Consider the following 22,196-nt stretch of genomic DNA (forward strand, 5'->3'; position numbering starts at 1 on the left):
ACAGGAGAATGTACCTAATTATGGGATCTGTCAATAGTCCGCCTCCGCGCCGCTACGACTCGACCCGTCGGCGCGAGCAGGCTCAGCGCAACCGGGACGCGGTGCTCGCAGCCGCCCGGCAGCGATTCCTGTCCCAGGGTTATGCGGCGACGACGATCGCCGACATCGCGGGGGACGCCGCCGTGTCGGTCGAAACGGTGTACAAGGCGTTCGCGACCAAGGCGGGCGTGCTCAAAGCGCTCTTCGATGTGTCCGTCGCCGGCGACGACGAGCCGATCCCGATGGTCCAAAGAGACGTGATCCAACGAGTGGCCGACGAAGCCGACGCGACTCGCAAGCTGGAAATGTATGCCGAGCACCTGGCCGCCATGATGCCGCGCAGCGCGCCGGTCCAGCTACTCGCGCGCGACGCCGCCGCGTCGTCACCGGACGCGGGTGCGGTCTGGAAGCAGACCCGGCAGGAAACGCTGGCCGGCATGACAATGTTCGCGTCCAGTCTGGCCCGGACGGGACAGCTACGCGTCAGCGCCAAAGAAGCGCGCGATGTCCTGTGGACATATCACGCACCCGAGCTCTACGAGCTTCTTGTCCTCGAACGCGGCTGGTCGGCCGCCCGCTACGGCAAGTTCCTCGCCCACGCGCTCGTCGACGCCCTACTCAAAGCCCCGGATTGACGCCTACAGCGAAAAGGCCGCACGCACCGCGTCGACGGCCGCCGGGTCGCCCGTCACGGCGACGCGCCGCAGCGCCGCCTTCCGCTTGGCATCGCTGCGGTTCAGGCGGGCGTTCACCAGATCCGCCGCGGCGGCGGTGATCGTCACGACGGGGTCGGCGTGAGCACCGGCCAGGCGCCCCTGCGTGACCACGAAATCGAAACGCCGGCCGTCGATCTCGGCCCGGCACGTCGCCTCTAATCCCGCCGCCTTGCCCGAGTCGAAACCCAGCAGGATGCCGGCCAGGAAGCCGTTGAGCGGCGTTACCGGGCCATCGTCGATCGGATCCAGCAGGTCCACGCCGAACCACGCGATGCCCTGGATGACCGGCAGCACCCGCTGCCAGCCCAGGTCGCTGAGCGTGTAGACCGTGCGCCCGATCGGAGCCGGCAGGTCGGTCCGGTCGACCAGCCCGGCGTCTTGCAGCTCCTTGAGCCGCTCGGCAAGCAGATTGGTTGCGATGCCGGGCAGTTCGGCGCGCAAGTCGCCGTAGCGGCGCGCCCCGCCGACCAACTCGCGCAGGATCAGCAACGTCCAGCGCTCACCCAAGATGTCGAGCCCGCGCGCAATCGGGCAGTTCTGGTTGTAGTTGCGTGTCCGCACCACCCCACCCTACCAGCGGTGGACATCTTTTTCCATCTATCGCTTGATTTATTTGTCTATTCAATTTACTGTCTTGTCCATGCGGAAGAAGCTGGCGCTCGGCGTCATCTGCCTCGGTGTCTTCGTCATCAGCGTCGACGCCACCATCGTCAACGTCGCCCTGCCCACGCTGTCGCGCGAACTCGATGCCGACACCGCGCAGCTGCAATGGATCGTCGACGCGTACACCCTGGTCATGTCCGGGCTGCTGCTGTCGGCCGGCAGCTTCAGCGACCGCTACGGCAGACGAGGCTGGCTCAACGCCGGTCTCGTACTGTTTGCGATCACGTCGGGCCTTGCAGCACAGGCGAATTCCGCGGACCAGCTGATCGCGGCGCGCGCCGCGATGGGCGTGGGCGCGGCGGTGATCTTCCCGACCACGCTGGGCCTGATCACGAACATCTTCACCGACCCGGTCCCGCGCGCCAAGGCGATCGGGCTGTGGGCGGCGATGGTCGGTGTCGGGGTGGCCGTGGGGCCGATCAGTGGTGGCTGGCTGCTGGAGCATTTCTGGTGGGGCGCCATCTTCATGGTGAACATTCCGATCGCGGTGGTGGCCATCGTCGGCGGCGTCTTGTTCGTACCGACCTCCCGCGACCCCGCGGCACCGCGCGTCGACGTCCCGGGTCTGCTCCTGTCGGCGGCCGGTATCACCGCGCTGGTCTATACCGTCATCGAGGCGCCGTCGTGGGGCTGGACGAGTAACCGGGCCGTGCTCGGCTTTGCCGCAGCCGCCGTTCTTCTCGTCGCGTTCGCACTCTGGGAGCGACGCAGCACCCACCCGATGCTCGACGTCACGGTGTTCGCCAACCGCCGGTTCTCGGGCGGCAGCCTGGCGGTGACGGCCGGCTTCCTGACCTTGTTCGGCTTCATCTTCGTGATCACCCAGTACTTCCAATTCATCAAGGAGTACAGCGCTTTCCAATCCGGCGTGCGGCTGCTGCCGGTGGCCATATCGATCGCGGTGGCCAGCATCCTGGGACCGCGACTGGTGGAGTGGATCGGCACCACCGCAGTCGTCGCCGGCGGGCTGACCGTGTTCGCGGCCGGCCTGGCGTGGGCATCGACCGCCGATGCCGCGACGAGCTACCTCGAGATCGCACTGCAAATGTTGTTGCTCGGCGGCGGCCTGGGACTGACGTTTTCGCCGGCCACCGAATCGATCATGGGATCGCTGTCCGCCGACAAGGCCGGGATCGGCTCCGCAGTCAACGACACCACGCGCGAACTCGGCGGCACCCTGGGTGTGGCGATCGTGGGCAGCGTCTTCGCCTCGGTCTACTCCGCCGACCTCGGCTCCGCGCCCGCGCTCGCCGGGCTGCCGGCCGAGGTCACTTCGGCGATGCGGAGCTCAATGGCAGTGGCGCACAAGGTGATCGAACAGCTTCCCGCGGAGCGCGCCGGTCAGGTGCGCGACGCCGTCAACCACGCGTTCCTGGACGGCCTGCAAGTGGGTTCGCTGGTATGCGCGGGAATCGCACTGGCAGCGGCGATCGTGGTGGCGGGGCTGCTGCCGGCACGTCAATTGGAAACGGCACGTCACTTGGAAAGGGAAAGGGCATGAGTACTCGCGTATTGGTCACCGGAGCGACGGGCAAGATCGGCGGTGCGGTCGCCGCCCAACTGCTGGAAAGGGGTGTCCCAACCCGCGCCATGGTGCATCGCGACGATGCACGCAGCGACCGGTTGCGGCAATTGGGCGCCGAGGTTGTCGTCGCCGACATGTTCGACATTCAGCAGGTTGCCTCCGCAATGCAAGGGGTCAACAGGCTCTACTTCAACCCTCCCTATCACCCACACGCGCTGGACAGTGCCGTCACTTTTGCGGTGGCCGCGCGGCGCAGTGGAGTGGAAGCCGTTGTGGCGCTGGGTCAGTGGCTGGCCAGTCCGGAGCATCCGTCGCTGATGACGCGACATGCCTGGTTGACCGACAAGCTCTTCGGGCTGCTGCCCGAAACCGCCCATGTGGCAGTCGATCCCGGCTACTTCGCCGACAACTACCTCAACCTGGTACCGATGGCCGCCCAGCTGGGAGTGATGCCGACGCCGACCGGGACAGGCCGAAATGCGCCTCCCTCCAACGAAGACATCGCCCGGGTGGCGGTCGGCGCCCTGCTCGACCCGCACCGTCATGACGGTCGCGCCTACCGTCCGACCGGACCGATGCTGCTCTCCGGACCCGAGATCGCCGACGCGATCGGTGCGGCCCTGGGCCGGCGGGTCCGCCACATCGACATACCTCAGTGGATGTTTATGCGCGCCGTACGCGTGAACGCCAAACGCCTCGGCGCCGATATGTTCTTCGAGTCCAGCCTGCGCCACTACCTGCCCGAGTATCCGCTGGGAACCTTTGCGGTAGGCGGCCCGACCACGCACGTCCGTGACGTCGCGGGTGTCGAACCGGAAGACTTCCTGACCATCGCGCGCCGCTATGTCACCGGGCCCGAATCCCGGCGCACCGCAGGCAATTTCATCCGGCAGATCGTCAACTTCACGTTGACGGGGCTGGTACCGATGCACCGGCTGGATCGGTTCGACCGGCTACAACAGCATCCCCAGCCCGCACATCCCCAACTGTCGGGCCAATCGGCACTCTGGCAGACCGAACACTCCGAAAGGATCTACGCATGAACAGCACCGTCGGCACCCAGTATTCGACCGGCCTGTCGCAGCACAACATCGAGCAGGCGTTGATCGCCGCCGGAAAAGACCTCGAGCATCTGGTCCCCGCCGACCTGGGCCTGCTAGAGGACTTCCACACCATGGGCCGCTTCGCGACCGCTGCGCTGACAGACCTCGCCGGGATCACCAGTGAGACTGCGGTGCTCGACGCGGGCAGCGGGGTCGGCGGCACCGCGCGCTACGTCGCCGACCGCTTCGGCTGCACCGTCACCGCCGTCGACCTCACCGACGAATACTGCGAAACACACCGCTGGCTCAATCGACTGGTCGGGCTGGACAGCCGGATATCGGTCCGCCAGGGCGACGTCACCCGGCTCCCCTTCGCCGATGCCAGTTTCGACGTCGCCATCAGCCAGCATGTTCAGATGAACGTGGCCGACAAGGCGCGCCTGTACTCCGAAGCTCGCCGGGTGCTGGTAGAAGGGGGACGCCTTGCCTTGTGGGACATCACCATTGGCGACGGCCGCGAACTCTCCTATCCCCTGCCGTGGGCCGATCAACCCGCACACAGCCATCTGGTCAGCCCCGACGACTTGCACACGGTGATCGAGTCTTCCGGATTCGTCGTCGACCGGTGGAACGATCTCACCGACCAGGCGGGCGCAATCATGCAAGCCCTGCTGGCCCAGCCCGCGAGCCCGCTGGGCCTGCACGCCTTCGTGGCCGACTTCGCCCGCAAAGCGGAGAACCTCACCGGCGCGTTGTCGGACGGACGGCTGCGGGTCATCCAAGCAGTCGCGCGAGCGGTCAGCACAAGCTAAATGCCATGGAAATCAACGAGGTTCCGGATCAGGTTTACACGACGACGTGGACCGGCGGACGCGGCGAAGTCAAGTTCCTGGCCCGCTCCGATGGGTCGCGGTTGCGGTACTTCACCGCCGGAACCGGGCCACCGCTGGTCTTGCTTCACACGGTCCGCACGCAACTGGACTACTTCCAGCGGGTCATTCCCGGGTTGTGGGACGACTTCACCGTCTATGCGCTGGATTTGCCCGGAATGGGTTGGTCCGACATCGTTGCGGGTGCGCACTACGGTGAGCCCGAATTACGCAGCGCCGTAGTCGAATTCGTGAGGCTGCTCGGCCTGCGCGACGTCACGCTGGCCGGCGAATCGATGGGCGCGGCCCTGTCGCTGTTGGCCTCCATCGACCTGGCGGACGACGTCAGCGCGGTGATCGCGTTCAACGCCTATGACTACCCGAGCGGGCTCGAACGCGGCAACTGGTTTGCCCGGCTGATCGGAACATCCGTCCGCGCCCCCGGTATTGGACCGATCTTCGCCCGACTGGAGAATCAGCTCATCCTGGGCGGCGTGCTGCGGGGCGGGTTCGCCGAGCCTGGCGCGCTGCCGAATGAATTTCTGAGCGAGCTACGGCGCAGCGGCCGCCGGCGCGGCTATCCGACGGTTAACCGCGCCATCATGCGCAGCCTCAGCGGCTTCATCGAGGCACGAAGCCACTATCCGCGCGTGAGTGTTCCCGTCACGCTGGTGTACTCCGAGCGCGACTGGTCGCGACCGGCGGAACGGGAGCACGTTGCTCGCCAACTCCAGGTCGAGACCGTCACGCTGCCCGGCGTCGGCCACTTCTCCGCGCTGGAACGCCCCGGCGAGATGGTTCGCATCGTCGGTGCGCGTAGCAAGAATGGGAGATAGCTAGCGACCTGCGGGCAAGCATGGTGGAGTGGTATCGCCCGACTACTCCTACAGTGAGGATCCTCTGTGCTGGGTCTGCCAGAGAAGGTGCGTGCCTGCCTGTTCGACCTCGACGGCGTGCTCACCGATACCGCGAGCGTGCATACCAAGGCCTGGAAGGCCATGTTCGACGCTTATCTGTCCCAGCGGGCCGAGCGCACCGGGGAGAAGTTCGTTCCCTTCGATGCCGCCGCGGACTACCGGACATATGTCGACGGCAAGAAGCGCGAAGACGGAGTCCGGTCGTTCCTGCAGAGCCGGGGCATCGAGCTGCCCGACGGCGACCACGACGACTCCGGCGACGCGGAGACCGTTTACGGCCTGGGCAACCGCAAGAACGAGATGTTCCAAAAGGTGCTCGACCGCGACGGCGTCGAGGTGTTCGAGGGCTCGCGGCGCTACCTGGAGGCGGCCTCGGCCGCGGGCCTGGGCATCGCCGTCGTGTCGTCGAGCGCGAACACCCGCGAGGTGCTCGAGATCACCGGGCTGGAGCGGTTCGTCCAGCAGCGCGTGGACGGAGTGACGCTGCGCGAGGAACACATCAAAGGCAAACCCGCGCCCGATTCCTATCTGCGGGGCGCGCAGTTGCTCGACGTCGCCCCGGACGCGGCGGCGGTGTTCGAGGACGCCCTGTCGGGTGTGGCGGCCGGCCGTGCCGGTAACTTCGGCTACGTGGTGGGTGTTGACCGAGTGGGCCAGGCCGAGGATCTCCGTCGCAGCGGTGCCGACATTGTGGTGACCGACCTCGCAGAATTGCTGCCGGCATGATCACCCAGGAAGCCTTCCCGGTCGAACCGTGGGTGATCCGCGAGACGCGGCTCGACCTGAACCTGATCGCCCAGTCGGAATCGCTATTCGCGTTGTCCAACGGGCACATCGGGTTGCGCGGCAACCTCGACGAGGGCGAACCGTACGGCCTGCCGGGCACGTATTTGAACTCCTTCTACGAGATCCGGCCGCTGCCCTACGCCGAGGCCGGCTATGGCTACCCGGAAGCCGGCCAGACGGTCGTCGACGTGACCAACGGCAAGATCATCCGGCTGTTCGTCGAGGACGAGCCCTTCGACGTCCGGTACGGCGAACTCCTCTCGCACGAGCGCGTCCTCGACATGAAAGCCGGGACGCTGACCCGCAACGCGCAGTGGCGTTCGCCGGTGGGCAAGGAAGTCAAGGTCACCTCGACCCGGCTGGTGTCGCTGGCCCATCGCAGCGTGGCCGCCATCGAGTACTGCGTCGAGGCGGTCAATGAATTCGTCCGCGTCACCGTGCAGTCGGAGCTGGTCACCAACGAGGACCAGCCGACGACATCGGCCGACCCCCGGGTGGCGGCCATCCTGGAAAATCCGCTGGAGGCCGTCGAACACGACGAGACCGACTGCGGCGCACTGCTGATGCACCGCACGCGGGCCAGTCAGCTGATGATGGCCGCGGGCATGGATCACATCGTCGAGGTGCCCGGGCGGGTCGAGGTCACCAACGACTCTGGTCCCGACCTGGCGCGGACCACCGTGATCTGCGGGCTGCGCCCCGGGCAGAAACTGCGGATCGTCAAATATCTCGCGTACGGCTGGTCCAGCCAGCGCTCCCGGCCCGCGCTGCGCGACCAGGTCGCCGCCGCGCTGCACAGCGCCCGCTACAGCGGGTGGGACGGGCTGGTCAAGGCTCAGCGGGAGTTCCTCGACGACTTCTGGGACAACGCGGACGTGGAGGTCGAAGGCGACTCCGAATCCCAGCAAGCCGTGCGGTTCGGGCTCTTTCACCTGGTCCAGGCCAGCGCCCGGGCCGAACGCCGCGCCATCCCCAGCAAGGGGCTGACCGGAACGGGCTACGACGGCCACGCCTTCTGGGACACCGAGGGTTTCGTGCTCCCGGTGCTGACCTACACGCTGCCGCACGCGGTCGCCGACTCGCTGCGGTGGCGGGCGTCGACGATGGACATGGCCCGGGATCGGGCGACGGAACTCGGCCTCGAGGGCGTGAGCTTTCCGTGGCGGACCATCCGCGGCCAGGAGTGTTCCGGCTACTGGCCGGCCGGCACCGCGGCCTTCCACATCAACGCCGATATCGCGATGGCGTTCGAGCGCTACCGCGTCGTCACCGGCGACCAGTCGCTGGAGGCCGATTGCGGCCTGAAGGTGCTCGTCGAGACGGCCCGGCTGTGGATATCGCTGGGGCATCACGACCGCCACGGTGTCTGGCATCTCGAGGGCGTCACCGGCCCCGACGAGTACACGGCGATCGTGCGCGACAACGTCTTCACGAATCTGATGGCCGCGCACAACCTGGTGGTCGCCGCCGATGCCTGCAATCGCCACCCGGAGGCCGCCGAGGCGATGGGCGTCACCCACGAGGAAACCGCCTCCTGGCGCGACGCGGCCGATGCCGTCAGCATTCCGTACGACGAGGAGCTGGGCGTCCACCAGCAGTGCGAAGGCTTCACCAAGTTCGCGGAATGGGATTTCGAGAACCGGCACAAATATCCGCTGCTGCTGCACGAGCCGTACGTGCGGCTCTACCCGGCGCAGGTGATCAAGCAGGCCGACCTGGTGCTGGCGATGCAATGGCAGAGCCACGCGTTCACGGCCGAACAGAAGGCCCGCAACGTCGACTACTACGAGCGGCGCACGGTGCGCGACTCGTCGCTGTCGGCATGCTGTCAGGCCGTGATGTGTGCCGAGGTCGGACATTTGGAGCTCGCGCATGACTACGCCTACGAGGCCGCGCTGATCGACCTGCGCGACCTGCACTCCAACACCCGCGACGGGTTGCACATGGCCTCGCTGGCCGGCGCCTGGATGGCGATCGTCGCGGGCTTCGGCGGCCTGCGTGACGACGACGGCATCCTGGAAATCGATCCCGCCCTGCCCGACGGCATCACCCGGCTGCGGTTCCGGGTCCGGTGGCGCGACTTCCGGCTGATGGTCGACGCCAACCACAGCGACGTCACCTACACGCTGAGCGACGGCGACACCGGTGAGTTGGCCATCCGGCACGCCGGCGAGGAGGTCGTGCTCAAGACGGACTCGCCGACGACCATCGCGGTGCGGCAGCGCAAGGCACTGCTGCCGCCGCCGCCGCAGCCGCCCGGGTGCGAACCCACGCACCGGCGGACGATGGCCCACCAGCTCGGCGGCAAGTAACCCGGGCGAGCAACGGCTACACCACTGGTGCGCCGTCTTCTGTTGCAGCAGAAGCTATCTCACTGTCCAGTAGCTCGACGATCCGCGCCGTGACGGCGGCCGCGGTGGGGTGTTCCCACAGCAGTGTGGGTGGCAGCGCCAGCCCGGTCTGCTTCTCGAGCTGACGCCGCAGCGCGACTGTCATGATCGAGTCCACGCCGATCTCGACCAGCGGCATCCGGGCGTCGACGCTGTCGGCGGACAGGCCGAGTTCGGCGGCCACCGCCGTGAGGACCTGCTGTGTCACCCATTCCTCGGTGTCCATGTCGCCCGGGCCGACTTGTTCGAAGTCGTTGGGCAGCAACGAATCCGCGACGACCGCGGCCGCGATGTCGGCAAGTATCGGCACCGACTTGGCATCCGGGAGCACCGGCAACACCACCGGGTTGGCCTCCTGCGACCGCATCGCGACGTCCAGGGCACGCAGTGCGTCGTCCGCGCCGATGGTGTCCATCCCCAGCGCATCCAGTTGCGCGGCAATGTATCCGGAGTCCGAGCCCATACCGAGACCGCGCCACGCCGTCCAGCCCACGCTCGTCGTGACGTCGCCCAGCCCGCGCCGGTGCCGGGCCAGCGCGTCCAGGAAGGCGTTGCCGCAGGCGTAGGCGCCCTGCCCGGGAAAGCCGGCCAGGTAGCCGCACGAGGAGTACAGCACCATCCAGTCCAGTTCCCCGGGCGCAAACATCTCGTGCAGGGCGAGCGCTCCGTCGACCTTGGGATGCATGGTCATCGCGATCTCGTCGATCGTCGTATTCGCCAGGAACACACCGGCTTCCACGCCCGCGGCATGAACCACGCCGCGCACCGGCGGCAATTCGGCCAGCACCGAGCGCAGTTGGCCGGCCGCGCCGGGCGCGGCGATGTCCAAGGCGACCGACTGTACCCACACGCCGCGCTCCTCGAGCGCGGACACCGCGCGGATCTGGCCTTGATTGTCCGCGGTGGCCCACTGGAAGCGTGCCGGCAGACCGGACCGGGACAGCAGCACCAACCGGCGCGCCCCCAGATCCGCCAACCGTTCGGCGATCCGCAGGCCCAGCACGCCGGTCCCACCGGTGACCAGGTAGGTGCCGGCCGGGGTGCATTCCATCGCCGGTCCGGTGGCGCCGACGATGTTGGCCAGCCGGGCGGTCTGTGCGACGCCGTCGCGAACCACCACGACGGCGTGGCCGCTGAGCGTGGCCAGCACACCCAGCGGCAGCCGGTCCTCGGCGACGTCGAGCACGCCACCCCACAGCGTGGGGTGTTCGGCGGCGGCCACCCTCGACAACCCCCACAGCGGTGACCGGCTGACGTCGGCGCCCTCGTGCACGCCCTGGGTCAGGGTCCACAGCCGCGGCGAGATGCCGTTGCGCAGAAGCGCTTTGAGGGTCTTCAGGACACTGTCCACCGCTTCGACCGGGCTGTCACCGGCGCGGGGCAACACCAGCACCACGGCCTCGGAGTCCAGCTGGGCCGGAAGGTCGGCGGGTGTGGCGCACACCCGGTGCGCCACACCGGCGGCCTTCAGGTCACGTTCGCACCAGGCGCGGACGGCGGCATCGCCGCCGACCAGCACCACTTCGCCGGGCACCGCATCGGCGTCAAAAGATGTTGAATGCCAGTCGATTCGGTGTACCACCCGCGACACGTCACCGCCGGTGTTCTCGAGTTCCTCGAACGTCATTCCGGCGATCGCCACCAGCGGTCTGCCGGTGAGGGAGGCGACGGTGACGTCGGCGCTGGTGCCCTGATCGCGCCTTCGGACGTGTAGTAGCACCGAATCAGAAGGCGTGCCAAGGACTCTCACCCGCTCGATGCGAGCGGGCATGCGCAGCCGGGGCGCGCCGTCGAACACCGTGGACGCCACCGAAGTGGCCGCATCGATCAGCCCGGCCCACGTCGAGGGGTGCGACCCGTCCGGTTCGGCGCGTACCTGCGCCAGGAATTCGCCGTCACCCGCCCAGAGATCGACCACCTCCCAGCCGAAGCCCATCTCGGCGACTCCGAGCTTGGCCAGCGTCTCCACCACGCTGTTCGGCGACAACTGCTCGGTGCAGCGGACCCGGATCGCGGTCTCGTCGAGCCGGGGCACCTCGCGATCGTCGGTGGCGGCGGCGATCGCGGTGCAGTGCGTCAGCCACCCGCCGACCTCGGGGCCCTCGTCGTCGACCAGTCGGGTGGCGATCGCCAGCGCCTGATCCTGCAGCACCACCTGCACGTCGCGGGTGCGGCCCGGCGCGACGGGGGTGCGCAGGTGCACCTCCGTCACATCGGTCCCCGCGGCCGTCAGGAACGTGTTGAGCAGCACCGCGGCCGGCACGATCTCGGTGCCCTGGACGGGATGGTTGCCGGGGTAGGGCCGGGTCGCCATGTCCACCCGGGTCTCCCAGACCCGCGCCGGCGCTGTGCCGGTGACCTCGAGCCGGCCACCGAGCAGGGTGTGACTGTCGGCGTCGTGGACACCGCGGCCCGCGGGCGGCGCGCTCGGTATGCGCCAGAAATCGCGGTGCTGCCACTGCGTGCCCGGCAGGTCGCCGGCCCACGGTGTGGCGGTGGTGACGCCGTCGCCGACGGGCGCGCCGTAGCAGTGCAGGGCGGCGACCGCCGCGGCGACCGAACGCCGTGTCGGTTGGTCGCGACGCAGCACGCCGACGGTGGCGTGCTCGTCAATATCCAAGTACAGCAACGTTTCCGCGATGGAGTGTGACACCACCGGGTGGGCCGAGACCTCGAGGAAGAGCCGGTGCCCGTCGTCGGCCGCCGCGGAAACCGCCTCGGCGAACCGGACCCGGTCGCGCAGATTGGCGACCCAGTAGTCCGGGCCACGCGAGGCCGATGACCGCGGGTCGGCCAGCGCGGTGGTGTAGAGCGGAATGCCGGCTTGCCGGGGCGGCGGCAGCGCACCGGTGAGCCGCGCCAGGTCGGCGGTGAGCGCGTCCATCGCCGGGCTGTGGAACGCGACGTCGGTTTTGACGCGGCGGACCATCAGCCCTTCGTCGCCCCACCGGCCGGCCACCTCGTCGACGGCCGCGGCGCTACCCGACACCACCGTCGAGGTCAACGACGCGCTGATCGCCGCCACCACGTCCGTGCGGGCGCCGAGCCGTTGCTGCGCGTCGGCGAAGGGCAGCGGCACCAACGCCATCGCACCTTCGCCCATCACCTTGCGGAACCCCCGGGCGCGGTAGCACGCCACGGCCGCCCCCTGCGCCAGGTCGAACACGCCCGCGGTCACGCACGCGGCGACCTCGCCCACGGAGTGACCGATCACCGCGGCGGGGCGCACGCCTCGCTCGCGCAGCACGGCGGCCAGGCCGACCTGCATGGCGAAGGTCAGCGCTTGCACCTGGTCGGTGCCGCCCAGTTCGCCCGAGCTCAATGCCTGGCGCGCCGAGAAGCCCAGTTCGGCGCCGAAGATCGGATCGATCGCGTCGATCACCGCGGCGAACGCCGGTTCACCGGCCAGCAACTCCTGGCCCATCTGCGGCCAGTGCGAGCCGTGACCGGAGAACACCCACACGGCGCCCTCGCCCGAACCGGGCAGCACGCTGCCGCGCACCAGCGCGGCGTCGCGCCCGTCGGCGGCCAGCGTGCTCAACGCGTCGAGCAGTTCCCCGGAACCTTCGGCGACCACCGCCGCGCGCACCGGTTCGTGGCTGCGGTGCGCCCACAGGGTCGCGGCGACTTCCTCGAGGGGAATCTCGCGGCCGCCGAGATGCTCGGCCAGCGCGGCGGCCTGCGCGGTCAGCCTGCTCTGAGACCGGCCGGACAGCGGAATCACCAGCGGCGAGATCGGCTGCGCGGGTGGCGATGTGGCGATTGACGCGGGTGGCGCCTCCTCGAGCAGCACGTGCGCGATCGTGCCGCCGTAGCCATAGCTGCACACCGCCGCCCGGCGGGGATGGCCGGGCCGGCGCGACCAGGCCAGCACCTCGGTCGGCACCCGCAGGCCGCTGGTGTCCCAGTCGACGGCGGGGGTGAGGGTGCGCACGCCCGCGGTGGGCGGAATGGTCTGGTGGTGCAGGGCCAGTACGGCCTTGATCAGGCCGACGGCGCCGGCGCCGCCCTCGAGATGACCGGTGTTCGGTTTGACCGAGCCGACCAGCGCGGGATCGTCGTCGGGCCGGGCGGCTCCGTACACCTCGGCCAGCGCCCCCACCTCGACGGGATCGCCTGTGGGAGTGCCGGTTCCGTGGGCTTCGATGAAGTCGACGGTGGCCGGGTCGATGTCGGCGGACCGGCAGGCCAGCCGGAACAGATCGGCCTGGGCGGCGCCGTTGGGCGACATGATGCCGACCGTGCGGCCGTCCTGTGCGACCGCTCCCCCGCGGACGACGGCCAGCACCCGGTCACCGTCGCGCCGGGCGTCGGCGAGCCGCTTGAGCACCACCACGGCCGCGCCCTCACCGCGGCCGTAGCCGTCGGCGGACGCGTCGAAGGTCTTGCAGCGACCGTCGGGAGCCGTCGCACCCGCCTGATCCAGCACGCGGGTCAACCCGGGCCCGATCAGCGCGCTGACGCCGCCGGCCAGCGCCAGTGCCGTCTCGCCGGAGCGCAGCAGTTGGCAGGCCTGATGCACCGCCACCAACGAGGCCGCGCACGCGGCGTCCAGCGCGACGCTGGGCCCGCGCAGATCGAGCAGGTGGGACACTCGGTTGGCGATCCCGCACAGCGACGTGCCGATCCCCGTCCAGGCCTCGATGCCGGTCAGGTCCTCCATCAGCAACTTGCCGTAGTCGTCGGAGTTGACGCCCATCAGCACGGCGGTGTCACTGCCGGCCAGCGACCGGGGCGGCACCCCGGCGTGCTCGAGCGCCTCCCAGCTGACTTCGAGGGCCAGTCGCTGCTGCGGGTCCATCAGTTCGGCCTCGCGGGGAGAGACACCGAAGAACTCGGCGTCGAAACCCGCAAGGTTGTCGATGAAAGTGCCCCAGGTTGTGGTGTCCTTGAGCACCGCGGCATTGCGCGGGTCACGCCACAGGTAAGGCTCCCACCGCTCGGCGGGTACCTCACGCACCGCGCTGCCGCCCTGCAGCAGGAAATCCCAGAAGGCCTGCGCGGTGGTGACATCACCGGCCAGGCGGCAACCGAGGCCGATGATGGCGATCGGTTCCGGCATCGCGTTTGTCGTCACGCTCGGTGCCGAAAGTTGGTCATCGGGGCCACCATTCATTGTCATGTCAGTTAAATCCCAAGTGCGCCAGAGCGTTCATATCTGCGTCAGGCTGACGACGATTTGTTTTTTGTCCACCTTGCCCACCGCCGTCTTGGGCAGCGACCGCATGGCTTGCAGCACGTCCGGCTTGGCGTGGACCGAAACCCCGCGGCCGTCCAAAAATCCGTTCAGCTCGGCCAGGCTGACCGGGGTGCCCTTGAAAACAACTGCCGCGCAGATTTTTTCGCCGAGGTACTGATCCGGTAGGGCGACGGCCGCCGCGTCGGCCACGGCGGGGTGGGCGTGCAAGTGTTCCTCGAGGTCGGACGCCGAGACGGTCTCGCCGCCCCGGTGGATGACGTCCTTGATCCGCCCGGTGACTTCGACGTATCCGGCCCGCGGGCCATCGGCGAAGATGCGCACCCGGTCGCCGCTGCGGTAGAAGCCGTCGGGGCTGAAGGAGCGGGCGTTGGCCTCGTCGGCGCGGTAGTACCCGTTGATCGTGTACGGCCCGCGCACCAGCAGCTCGCCCTCTTCGCCGGGGGCCACCTCGTCGCCGTTTTCGTCGACCACCTTCATCTCGTCGTCGGGCGACATGGGCCGGCCCTGCAGGTTGTCCACCACGTCGATCGGATCGCCGGGCCGGGTGAAGTTCAGCATCCCCTCGGCCATGCCGAAGATTTGCTGCATACCCGACGTCAGGTTCTCCCGGATGAATCGCGCCTCGTCGGGCAGCAGCCGTGAGCCGCCGACCTGCACCACGCGCAGCGAGGTCGGCAGCACCGGTTCCCAGTCACACGCCTGCGCCCACAGCTTGGCGAGCGCGTTGACCAGACCCGTGACGGTGACCCGGTGCCGGTCGATCAGCGCGAAGGAGGCTTCGGGACTGGGATCGTCGGTGAAAACCGTAGGGGCACCAACGGTCATCGCGCCCAGCAGACCCGGGCAGGCCAACGGGAAATTGTGTCCGGCCGGCAGGACCACGAGGTAGGCGTCGTCTGCGGTCATCCCGTAGGCCGCCGCGCAGGCCGAAGCGTTGTAGCGGTAGTCGTCGTGGGTCCGCGCGATCAGTTTGGGCAGCCCCGTGGTGCCGCCCGAGACCAGCAGCAGCGCGGGCAGGCCCGGGTCGGGCGCCGGGTTTGCCCGGACCTCCGGGCCCGCGTGGTTATGCACCTCGGACCAGGCCTGGAAGTCGCCGGGTTCGCCGTCGACCAGCACCTTCGTCAACTGCGGCCGCTCGCGCACCAGCGCGGTGGCCATCTCGCGATAGTCGAAGCCGCCCGCCTTGTCGGTGATCACCATCCCGACCGCGCCGCTGACGTCGGCGAAGTGGCTCAGTTCGGCGGTGCGATGGCCGGGCAGGCACATCACCGGCACCACACCTGCCCGCAGCAATCCGAACAGCGCCAACGCGAACCGGCAGGAGTTGGGCAACTGCAGCAGGACCCGGTCGCCGGCGACAAACCCGAGGCTGGTCAGACCGCTGCCGATCCGGTCGGCGAGTGCGTCGAATTCGGCGAAGGTGTAGCTGGTGTGGGCATCCGCGATGCCGCGGCGGTCCGGCCAGCGTTGCGCGGCCTCGCGCAAAATTGAGTCCAACGGCAGCCCCGCCCAATAGCCGGCCCGCCGATAGGCATCGGCCCGGTCGCGGGGGAACGGAACGAATCCCGCTGCGAGGTCAACACTTTCGCAGTGTCCGGCCTCGGCATCGGGATGGAATCCGGTGCTCATCGCGGTCAGGGCCCTTCCAGGGTGTTTTAAGTTCGAAACCAAATATAGGATAGCCTCCTCAAAGTTAGGACAGCCTTCACTAATTGCTGAGAGGTTACACACAATGGGTCGCGGCGGGACGAGTTCACTGAGCGTCCGAGAACAGGTCGCCGAACTGCTCGGCGTCACCCCCGACGCGCTGGACCCCGACGCCGACCTTATCGCCTCCGGACTCGACTCGATCCGGATGATGTCGCTGTCCGGGCGGTGGCGACGGCAGGGCATCGACATCGGTTTCGCGTCGCTGGCCGAGAACCCCACCGTGTCCGCGTGGACGCGGCTGGTCTCGGCGCTCAGCGAAAGCACGACCAGCGACGACGAACCGGAAGCCGCGGCGCACGACGATGACGGCGGCGAGACATTTCCCCTGGCGCCCATCCAGCACGCACTGTGGTTGGGCCGCAACGAAGAACAGGCGCTCGGCGGCGTGGCCCCGCACCTCTACGTGGAGTTCGACGGCGCGGGCGTCGACCCGGAACGGCTGCGCGACGCGGCGGCCGCGCTTGCCCGCCGCCATCCGATGCTGCGGGTGGAGATCCTGCCTGACGGCACCCAGCGGATCACCGACCGCACGCTGCCGGTCGCGGTGATCGACCTGCGTGACCTCGACGCCGCCGCGGAACAGCAGCGGCTGGACGAGATCCGGGACGCGAAATCTCATCAGATCCTGCACGGCGTGGTCCTCGAAATCGCGCTGACGCTAATGTCCGACGGGCGCACCCGCCTGCATGTCGACATGGACATGTCGGCCGCCGACGCCGTCAGTTACCGCAACTTCATGGCCGACCTGGCCGTGTTCTACCGCGGCGGCGACCTGCCCGAGCTGGGCTACACCTATCGGCAGTACCGGGCCACGCTGACGGCCGCCACCCCGGTATCCGAGGACGACCGTCGGTGGTGGGCCGAACGCGTGCCGGACCTGCCCGAACCGCCGTCACCCCCGCTGGTGCCCCCGTCCGAGCAGGCCAATCCGCGCCGCAATATCCGGCTCTGGCACTACTTCGACGCCGACATCCGCGAGGCGCTGCTGGCCGCGGCGCACAAGCGTGGCATCACCCCGGCGATGGCGATCGCCGCGTCCTACGCCGGGACGCTGGCCCGCTGGTCCACCAATTCGCGCTTCCTGCTGAACCTGCCGATGTTCGGCCGCGAGCCGTTCCACCCCGACGTCGACAAACTCGTCGGCGATTTCACCACGTCGCTGCTGCTCGACGTCGACCTCACCGAGGCGCCGACGGCGGCGGCCCGGGCCCGCGCCTTGCAGGAGTCGCTGCACGCCAGCGCCCTGCACTCCAGCTACTCGGGGCTGTCGATCCTGCGCGACCTGACCCGGCACCGCGGCATGCCCACGCTGGCGCCGTTCGTGTTCACCAGTGGACTCGGGCTCGGCGACCTGTTCGACGGCGAAGTCACCGAGCAGTTCGGGAAGTGCGTCTGGCACATCTCGCAGGGGCCGCAGGTGTTGCTGGACTCCCAGGCCACCCCGTTCGACGGCGGCCTACTGGTCAACTGGGACGTCCGCGCCGACGCGTTCCGGCCGGGTGTGGCCGACGCGATGTTCGCCTATCACGTCGCCGAGCTGATCCGGCTGGCCAACGACGACGACGCCTGGGAGGCGCTCGACCCACCCGCACTCCCGGCCGAACAGCGCGCCGTGCGCGCCGACCTCAACGGCGCGACCACCGTGCCGAGTGGAGAAGCGTTGCACGACGGCTTCTTTCGGTCCGCCGCCGCGCACCCCGACGCGCCCGCGGTGTACAGCAGCCTGGGCGACCTCAGCTACGCGCAGTTGCGCGAGCAAGTCCTTGCCGTGTGCGCGACGTTGCGGGCGCGCGGGGTGGGACGCGGTGATGCGGTCGCGGTGCTGGGCCCCAAGACCGCCGAGCAGATCCCGGCGCTGCTGGGCATTCACGCCGCCGGCGGTGTGTACCTGCCGATCGGCGTCGACCAACCGGCCGACCGGGCCGCCCGCATCCTGGGCGGCGCGGGTGTCCACTCGGCACTGGTGTGTGGCCCCCGCACGCCCGGGCTCGACGAACTGCCGGTGCCCGCGCTGACCGTATCGGAAGCCGTCGCGCAGGGCCTGCCCGGCTCCGCCGCCACCGCGCCGGCCGCCATCGATCCCGCCGACGTGGCGTACGTGCTGTTCACCTCGGGCTCCACCGGCGAACCCAAGGGTGTGGAAGTCAGCCACGACGCCGCGATGAACACCGTCGAGTTCATCAACTCCCACTTCGACATCGGTGCCGACGATCGATGCCTGGCGCTGTCCACCCTGGAATGCGACATCTCGGTGCTGGACATTTTCGGAATGCTGCGCGCGGGCGGCTCGATCGTGGTGGTGGACGAGGAGCAGCGGCGCGATCCCGACGCCTGGGCGCGGATGATCGAACAACACCGGGTCACCGTGCTGCACTGGTTGCCCGGCTGGCTCGAAATGCTGGTCGCGGTGAACTCGGGACGGATCTCGTCGGTGCGCGTGGTGCCCACCGGCGGCGACTGGGTGCGTACCGAGATGGTGCGGGCGCTGCGCGCCCAGGCGCCGCGGGTCCGCGTCGCCGGACTGGGCGGCGCCACCGAGACGGCCATTCACAACACCATCTGCGAGCCCGGCGAGTTGCCGCCGCATTGGGCCGCCGTGCCGTTCGGCCACCCGTTGCCGAACAACGGTTGCCGCGTGGTGGCGGCGGACGGGTCCGACTGTCCGGACTGGGTTCCCGGCGAATTCTGGGTCGGCGGTCGCGGCATCGCCCGCGGCTACCGCGGCCGGCCGGACCTGACGGACGGCAAGTTCGTCGAGCACGACGGTAAGAACTGGTATCGCACCGGCGATTTGGCGCGGTATCTGCCCGACGGAACGCTGGAGTTCGTCGGCCGCGCCGACCACCGGGTCAAGATCAGCGGCTACCGGGTCGAACTCGGTGAGGTCGAGGGAGCGCTGAACCGGCTGGAGTCGGTGGACGGCGCCGTGGCCGCGGTGGTCCCGGTCGCCGGGGACACCAAACGCGAGCAGTTGGCGGCGCTGGTTCGGGTCACCGATCCCGCGTTGACGCCGGCGCATCTCACGGCCGCGGTTTCCGGATTCGTGCCCCCGCACATGGTTCCCGACGTCATCGTGCTGGTCCCCGAGATCCCGTACACCGTCGGCGGGAAGATCGACCGGAAGCTGGCGGGTGAGCTGCTCTCGCGCGCCGTGCAGGAGCGCGCCGCCGATACCGTGACGGGCCAACGGGCGGCGTCGACGCCGCTGGAACGGGCGCTGGCCGACATCACCGCCAGTCTGCTGAGGGTCCAGGCGGTAAGCGCCGACGACGATTTCTTCGGCCTCGGCGGAGATTCGGTGCTGGCCACACAGTTGGTCGCCCGGGTGCGGGCCTGGCTGGACACCCCCACCGTGATGGTTGCCGACATCTTCGCCGCACGCAGTGTGTCGGCGCTGGCCGCGCTGCTGGAGGGCCGCGAACCGGGCAGCGATCGACTGCCCCAGGTGGCCGAGGTCTACCTCGAAGTGGCGGAGATGGAACAAAACGAGGTGGCCTCCGCCCTCGACTCAACGGCCTCCTGACTACCCGCAATCTCCTTATTCCGGCCTGACCTGCCGCTTTACGGTGGGAATTCGCCGTGCCCCCAACCACTTGCCGAAACTGTAGCCATCCGACTACACTCTGGGTTAGTCAACTGACTACACCCAAGGATTCAAGCAAGGATGACAGCCATGACAGACCAGATAACCGTCACCAAGCTGGGCAGCCGGATCGGCGCTCGGGTCGACGGGGTGCACCTCGGCGGCGACCTCGACCCGGCCGCCGTCGAGGAGATCCGCCGGGCGTTGCTGACCCACAAAGTCATCTTCTTCCGCGGCCAGCACCACCTCGATGACCAGCAGCAGCTGGCATTCGGTGGGTTGCTGGGCACACCCGTCGGCCATCCGGCGGCCGGTGCGCTCGCGGCTAAGGGCGCGCCGGTCATCACGCCGATCAACTCGGAATACGGCAAGGCCAACCGCTGGCACACCGACGTCACCTTCGCCGCGAACTACCCGGCGGCCTCGATCCTGCGGGCGGTCACCCTGCCCCGCTACGGCGGCTCAACGCTGTGGGCCTCGACGGCCGCCGCCTACGAGGACCTGCCCGAGTCACTCAAGTGCCTCGTCGAAAACCTGTGGGCACTGCACAGCAACCGCTACGACTACATCACCGCCGAAGCCGTTCTGTCGATGAGCGACGCGCAGCGGGCGTTCCGGCAGGCGTTCGAGAAGCAGGACTTCCAGACCAAACACCCGGTCGTGCGGGTGCATCCGGAGACCGGTGAGCGCACCCTGATCGCGGGCAATTTCGTGCGCAACTTCATCGGCCTGGACAGCCAAGAGTCAATCGCGCTACTGCAGCTGCTGCAACGTCGAATCACTAAGCCCGAGAACACTATTCGCTGGCACTGGGAGTCGGGCGATGTCGCCATCTGGGACAACCGGGCCACCCAGCACCGGGCGATCGACGACTACGACGACCAGCCGCGGCTGATGCACCGGGTCACGCTGATGGGCGATGTGCCGGTCAACGTGCACGGCGAGCGCAGCTGCGTGGTCAAGGGCGCACCACTCGCGGTGATCGCGAGCTAGCCGGCGTCGGCGGTCGAGGTGACCGGATCAATCGGCAGCCAGCGCAGCGCGCCGGGCGCGTCGGCCGGCACCACGGGGTGCTTCGGCGCGATCGGGTCCAGCCGGCGGTAGGTATCGCCCTGCAGCGGCCGCAGATCGTTCTCGCCCTTGTTCGGCCACAGCGAGGCGGCGCGCTCGGCTTGCGCGGTGATCGACAGCGACGGGTTGACGCCCAGATTCGCCGAGATCGCGGCACCGTCCACCACCAGCAGCGACGGATAGCCGTAGACGCGGTGATAGGGATCGATGACTCCCCGATCGGGGCCGTCGCCGATCACCGCGCCGCCGAGGAAGTGTGCGGTCAGCGGAATGTTGAACAGCTCACCCCAGGTCCCGCCGGCGACGCCGTCGATCTTGGCCGCGATGCGGCGGGTGACCTCGTTGCCCACCGGGATCCACGACGGATTCGGCTCGCCGTGCCCCTGCTTGCTGGAATACCAGCGGATGCCCAGCTTTCCGCGCTTGGTGAACGTGGTAATCGAGTTGTCCAGGTGCTGCATCACGAGCGCGATCACCGTGCGTTCGCTCCAGCGGCTGGGATTGAGCAGCCGCAACATCTTGCGCGGATCCTCGCCGGCGTTGTCGAACAGCTGCCTCCAGCGCGGCACGTCCGTGCCTTGCGGGCCGGGGCCGTCGGTCATCAAGGTCTGCAGCAACCCCATCGCGTTGGAGCCCTTGCCGTAACGGACGGGTTCGATGTGGGTGTCGGAAGTCGGGTGAATCGACGACGTGATCGCCACGCCGTGCGTCAGGTCCAGATCCGGGGACACGTTCAGCCGTCCCGCACCCACGATCGATTCCGAGTTGGTCCGGGTCAGGAAGCCCAAACGCGTTGAGAGACGGGGCAATCGGCCCTTGTCGCGCATGTTGAACAGCAGATGCTGCGTCCCCCAGGTGCCTGCGGCCAGGATCAGGTGGCTCGCGGTGTACGTGCGCCGGTCGCGGCGCAGCCAGCTTCCGGTGCGAACGGTGCGAACCTCCCACAGCCCGTCGGAGCGCTGCTCGAAATTCTTCACCGTCGTCATCGGAATGACTTGTGCCCCAGCCGATTCCGCGAGGCCGAGGTAGTTCTTCAGCAGCGTGTTCTTGGCGCCGTAGCGGCAGCCCGTCATGCAGCAGCCGCATTCCAGGCAGCCGGTGCGGTCGGGGCCTGCGCCGCCGAAGAACGGGTCCGGCACCGTCTGTCCGGGCGTTTTGGTGCCGTCGGGCCCGAAGAACACCCCGACCGGGGTGGGCACGAAGGTGTCTCCGCAGCCCATCTCGTCGGCGACTTCTTTGACGATGCGGTCGGCGTCGGTGAACGTCGGGTTCTCGACCACGCCCAGCATCCGCTGCGCCTGCCGGTAGTGCGGCATCAGCTCGCTACGCCAGTCGGTGATGTGCTTCCACTGCTGATCGTTGAAGAACGGATCCGGCGGCACGTACAGCGTGTTGGCGTAGTTCAACGACCCGCCGCCCACCCCGGCGCCGGCCAGAATCATCACGTTTTTCAGCGGGTGAATCCGCTGAATGCCGTAGCAACCGAGCCTGGGCGCCCACAGGAACTTGCGCAGATCCCACGACGTCTTGGCGAACTCGTCGTCGGAGTAGCGCCGGCCGGCCTCCAAAACGCCTACCCGGTAACCCTTTTCGGTTAACCGCAGCGCGCTGACACTGCCGCCGAACCCCGAACCAATGATCAGGACGTCATAATCTGGCTTCATCCCCACCAGTATGAACTTAC

Annotated in this window: 12 protein-coding genes and 1 pseudogene; 9 read left to right on the forward strand and 4 right to left on the reverse strand. The window is 68.5% G+C overall.

What is annotated here, in order from left to right:
• Window positions 1-20 precede the first annotated feature (20 nt).
• Window positions 21-674 (forward strand): TetR/AcrR family transcriptional regulator, encoded by a 654-nt coding sequence (locus LMQ14_RS22480; RefSeq protein WP_267731772.1) that lies wholly within the window; start codon window positions 21-23, stop codon window positions 672-674.
• 3 nt (window positions 675-677) lie between these two features.
• Here the strand turns inward: LMQ14_RS22480 and LMQ14_RS22485 are convergent, their stop codons facing one another.
• Window positions 678-1,316, reverse strand: a complete 639-nt coding sequence (locus tag LMQ14_RS22485; RefSeq protein ID WP_267731773.1) for a winged helix-turn-helix transcriptional regulator — start codon at window positions 1,314-1,316, stop codon at window positions 678-680.
• A gap of 79 nt (window positions 1,317-1,395) precedes the next feature.
• Between LMQ14_RS22485 and LMQ14_RS22490 the strand changes: the two genes are divergently transcribed.
• The 6 genes and pseudogenes from LMQ14_RS22490 (at window position 1,396) to LMQ14_RS22515 (ending at window position 8,870) form a co-directional block, all read left to right on the forward strand.
• On the forward strand, window positions 1,396-2,919 hold the full coding sequence (locus LMQ14_RS22490) for an MFS transporter (protein ID WP_267731774.1): 1,524 nt from the start codon (window positions 1,396-1,398) through the stop codon (window positions 2,917-2,919).
• Window positions 2,916-3,986, forward strand: coding sequence for an NmrA family NAD(P)-binding protein (locus LMQ14_RS22495; protein ID WP_267731775.1), 1,071 nt, complete (start codon window positions 2,916-2,918; stop codon window positions 3,984-3,986). The genes LMQ14_RS22490 and LMQ14_RS22495 overlap by 4 nt, the downstream gene beginning before the upstream one ends.
• Window positions 3,983-4,798 (forward strand): class I SAM-dependent methyltransferase, encoded by an 816-nt coding sequence (locus tag LMQ14_RS22500; protein WP_267731776.1) that lies wholly within the window; start codon window positions 3,983-3,985, stop codon window positions 4,796-4,798. The genes LMQ14_RS22495 and LMQ14_RS22500 overlap by 4 nt, the downstream gene beginning before the upstream one ends.
• A gap of 5 nt (window positions 4,799-4,803) precedes the next feature.
• Entirely contained in the window at window positions 4,804-5,691 is an 888-nt protein-coding gene (locus tag LMQ14_RS22505; protein WP_267731777.1) for an alpha/beta fold hydrolase, read from the forward strand.
• Between the two features lie 20 nt (window positions 5,692-5,711).
• A pseudogene (locus LMQ14_RS22510) lies at window positions 5,712-6,498 on the forward strand (beta-phosphoglucomutase family hydrolase).
• Complete coding sequence (locus LMQ14_RS22515; protein ID WP_267731778.1) at window positions 6,495-8,870, forward strand: glycoside hydrolase family 65 protein; 2,376 nt, start codon at window positions 6,495-6,497, stop codon at window positions 8,868-8,870. The pseudogene LMQ14_RS22510 and the gene LMQ14_RS22515 overlap by 4 nt, the downstream one beginning before the upstream one ends.
• A gap of 16 nt (window positions 8,871-8,886) precedes the next feature.
• On the opposite strand, the gene LMQ14_RS22520 is transcribed toward LMQ14_RS22515, so the two are convergent.
• The gene (locus LMQ14_RS22520; protein ID WP_420714711.1) at window positions 8,887-14,064 is read right to left on the reverse strand and encodes a beta-ketoacyl synthase N-terminal-like domain-containing protein; all 5,178 of its coding nucleotides are present in this window, start codon (window positions 14,062-14,064) and stop codon (window positions 8,887-8,889) included.
• 36 nt (window positions 14,065-14,100) lie between these two features.
• Entirely contained in the window at window positions 14,101-15,777 is a 1,677-nt protein-coding gene (locus LMQ14_RS22525; RefSeq protein WP_267731779.1) for a (2,3-dihydroxybenzoyl)adenylate synthase, read from the reverse strand.
• A gap of 103 nt (window positions 15,778-15,880) precedes the next feature.
• On the opposite strand from LMQ14_RS22525, the gene LMQ14_RS22530 reads away from it, so the two are divergent.
• Entirely contained in the window at window positions 15,881-19,381 is a 3,501-nt protein-coding gene (locus LMQ14_RS22530; protein ID WP_267731780.1) for an amino acid adenylation domain-containing protein, read from the forward strand.
• A gap of 150 nt (window positions 19,382-19,531) precedes the next feature.
• A complete protein-coding gene (locus tag LMQ14_RS22535; protein ID WP_267731781.1) occupies window positions 19,532-20,434 on the forward strand; it encodes a TauD/TfdA dioxygenase family protein in 903 nt (300 codons plus the stop codon).
• Here LMQ14_RS22535 and LMQ14_RS22540 read toward each other — a convergent pair.
• Window positions 20,431-22,176 (reverse strand): GMC oxidoreductase, encoded by a 1,746-nt coding sequence (locus tag LMQ14_RS22540; protein ID WP_267731782.1) that lies wholly within the window; start codon window positions 22,174-22,176, stop codon window positions 20,431-20,433. The genes LMQ14_RS22535 and LMQ14_RS22540 overlap by 4 nt on opposite strands.
• Between the last annotated feature and the right edge of the window lie 20 nt (window positions 22,177-22,196).

Source organism: Mycobacterium sp. Aquia_213 (genome assembly GCF_026625985.1).
Classification (GTDB): Bacteria; Actinomycetota; Actinomycetes; order Mycobacteriales; family Mycobacteriaceae; genus Mycobacterium.

Bases quoted from the DNA above. Each gene is read 5' to 3' on its own strand.
- LMQ14_RS22480 (WP_267731772.1), top strand. From the start codon at position 21: ATGGGATCTGTCAATAGTCCGCCTCCGCGCCGCTACGACTCGACCCGT.
- LMQ14_RS22490 (WP_267731774.1), top strand. From the start codon at position 1,396: ATGCGGAAGAAGCTGGCGCTCGGCGTCATCTGCCTCGGTGTCTTCGTC.
- LMQ14_RS22495 (WP_267731775.1), top strand. From the start codon at position 2,916: ATGAGTACTCGCGTATTGGTCACCGGAGCGACGGGCAAGATCGGCGGT.
- LMQ14_RS22500 (WP_267731776.1), top strand. From the start codon at position 3,983: ATGAACAGCACCGTCGGCACCCAGTATTCGACCGGCCTGTCGCAGCAC.
- LMQ14_RS22505 (WP_267731777.1), top strand. From the start codon at position 4,804: ATGGAAATCAACGAGGTTCCGGATCAGGTTTACACGACGACGTGGACC.
- LMQ14_RS22515 (WP_267731778.1), top strand. From the start codon at position 6,495: ATGATCACCCAGGAAGCCTTCCCGGTCGAACCGTGGGTGATCCGCGAG.
- LMQ14_RS22520 (WP_420714711.1), bottom strand. From the start codon at position 14,064: ATGAATGGTGGCCCCGATGACCAACTTTCGGCACCGAGCGTGACGACA.
- LMQ14_RS22525 (WP_267731779.1), bottom strand. From the start codon at position 15,777: ATGAGCACCGGATTCCATCCCGATGCCGAGGCCGGACACTGCGAAAGT.
- LMQ14_RS22530 (WP_267731780.1), top strand. From the start codon at position 15,881: ATGGGTCGCGGCGGGACGAGTTCACTGAGCGTCCGAGAACAGGTCGCC.
- LMQ14_RS22535 (WP_267731781.1), top strand. From the start codon at position 19,532: ATGACAGACCAGATAACCGTCACCAAGCTGGGCAGCCGGATCGGCGCT.
- LMQ14_RS22540 (WP_267731782.1), bottom strand. From the start codon at position 22,176: ATGAAGCCAGATTATGACGTCCTGATCATTGGTTCGGGGTTCGGCGGC.